This window comes from Moraxella equi, assembly GCF_002027555.1.
Taxonomy (GTDB): Bacteria; Pseudomonadota; Gammaproteobacteria; order Pseudomonadales; family Moraxellaceae; genus Moraxella; species Moraxella equi.
This window is the reverse complement of sequence record NZ_MXAP01000191.1, coordinates 1-1,690: the sequence shown is the minus strand read 5'-3', so window position 1 is coordinate 1,690 and position 1,690 is coordinate 1. Positions and strand designations below refer to the sequence as shown.

Here is a 1,690-nt window from a genome sequence, read left to right as displayed (position 1 = left end):
TAGAAGCCTTTTTCAATCTCACGGAGTAGCCATTCCATGACAAGGCAAGTTTTTCCGCTTCCTGGTGTAGACGTGATGAGCCGTATCATTTTTTAATCACCTTTAATCCTGTTGCAAAGGTTTTAATGTAGACACTCGCAAGGTAAGCACCAATGATAATACTGATAGCTTTATCAAGCCCCGCAAGACCCAAAAGCCCCGCAACTTCGCCAAGTTGTCCAAGCTCATAAATAGCTTTATTTTTGTAATAGGTTAGGAAAGCATTAAATGCCGTGGTTGTAGCAAGTCCAAGCCCTGCACCTGCTAGAACTTGATACAACCACGCCTTATTATTTGCGGTTAATAACGATAAAAGACGAGTAAACATAATTAAGTATCTCTAATAGCATTGGCGATAATACCAATTGCAAGAAAGTAAGCCATTGCTAATATTGCAGGACGCACAAGTATGGCGAACTGACAAAGCGGAGTTAAATCAATCGTGAACGTAGCGTTATTTAGACCAAGATTGTGAGTAACTGGAGCGGGGCATTGACCCCCAAAACGCAAATACATGACATCAAAGTCATTTGGTGACTTTGTAAGTGGTTTATCTTCAATATCTAAGTCATGATCACCACCGAAATCATCATCTTGCGTCCAATCTATCCAATTACAAACTTTACTCGCCCAACTACAAAAAGCAGGTAACTCAAAGTTAGATGCATTACCGCCACCATCTACATCATTAGGGGCTACATCGGGGGCATTGTTGGGCTAGGGCTAGGATTATCCTTGTTAGCAGGATTATCGCTAGGAGCATTGTTAGGGTTGTCACTTGGTGCAGGACTAGGGCTAGGCGACGGACTCGGGCTTGGCGTCGGCTTCGGTTGTGGTTCGGGCTTGGTGTCGGGCTCATCCTGTGGGTTTGGCTTGGGCTTAGGTTGTGGTTCGGGGTTTGGCGTCGGGCTTGGCTTAGTATCAAGGTCAGGCACAAGACAACGCACATGGACACCTACATGATAATCCACTTTTTGTACCCTTTTCTCGCCATTAATTACCCTTGTTACATCCCAAGGAGCAGTAGTATTCTCGACATTTGACCAATCTTTACGGGTGCCATAACTGCCACTCTCATAAAGCTTTAGCATGTTTTGCTCAATCTTAGATAATGTCTGATAAGTGTCAGAGTTAGCTGTAATGGTATAATCACCGTAAGCGTCTTTACGCTGACGAGACAATCCAGCATATTGAGTTAATGATAGCTTATCATCACCAAAACCGACTTCGCAGGATTGTTTGCGCTTGGGTCGATTGTTATCGGGGTCCATGACAAAATCAACAAGCTCACCAATGCCATATATCCCGATACCGATTGCGATATCCGAGGGGGTTGGCTTTAGCTTACCGATATTTTTTTTGACGGTGTCCCATTTTGATGGGGGTTTTGTGGGAGGTATATCAATGGGGGGCAGACGTTCGCCCGGGGGTGCGGGTGGATCAATCATTGGGTTGGGTTTTTTTGGTGGAGTGGAAGTACCATCCCCAGGATATGGACTTTCCTGGCATCCATAAGCAAGCGTACTGGCACATAGTGACAGCAGGGCAAGCAGTGTGATGATAATGGGGCGATTATAGTTCATAGCCAAACAATCCTGCTATGACAGCAATCCACATGAGTAATGCGGGGATATAGATGATGATAATGCGT

At 44.9% G+C, this 1,690-nt stretch carries 3 protein-coding genes; all 3 read right to left on the bottom strand.

What is annotated here, in order from left to right; translation table 11 throughout:
• Positions 1 to 85: 85 nt before the first annotated feature.
• The 3 genes from B5J93_RS13150 to B5J93_RS14280 all read right to left on the bottom strand — a co-directional run bounded on the left by B5J93_RS13150 (position 86) and on the right by B5J93_RS14280 (position 1,622).
• Complete coding sequence (locus B5J93_RS13150; RefSeq protein WP_079326771.1) at positions 86 to 367, bottom strand: DUF2523 family protein; 282 nt, start codon at positions 365 to 367, stop codon at positions 86 to 88.
• Positions 368 to 369: 2 nt separating this feature from the next.
• A complete protein-coding gene (locus B5J93_RS14450) occupies positions 370 to 555 on the bottom strand; it encodes a virulence factor TspB C-terminal domain-related protein (RefSeq protein WP_115236945.1) in 186 nt (61 codons plus the stop codon).
• 179 nt (positions 556 to 734) lie between these two features.
• Positions 735 to 1,622 (bottom strand): hypothetical protein, encoded by an 888-nt coding sequence (locus B5J93_RS14280; RefSeq protein ID WP_158080758.1) that lies wholly within the window; start codon positions 1,620 to 1,622, stop codon positions 735 to 737.
• Positions 1,623 to 1,690 lie beyond the last annotated feature (68 nt).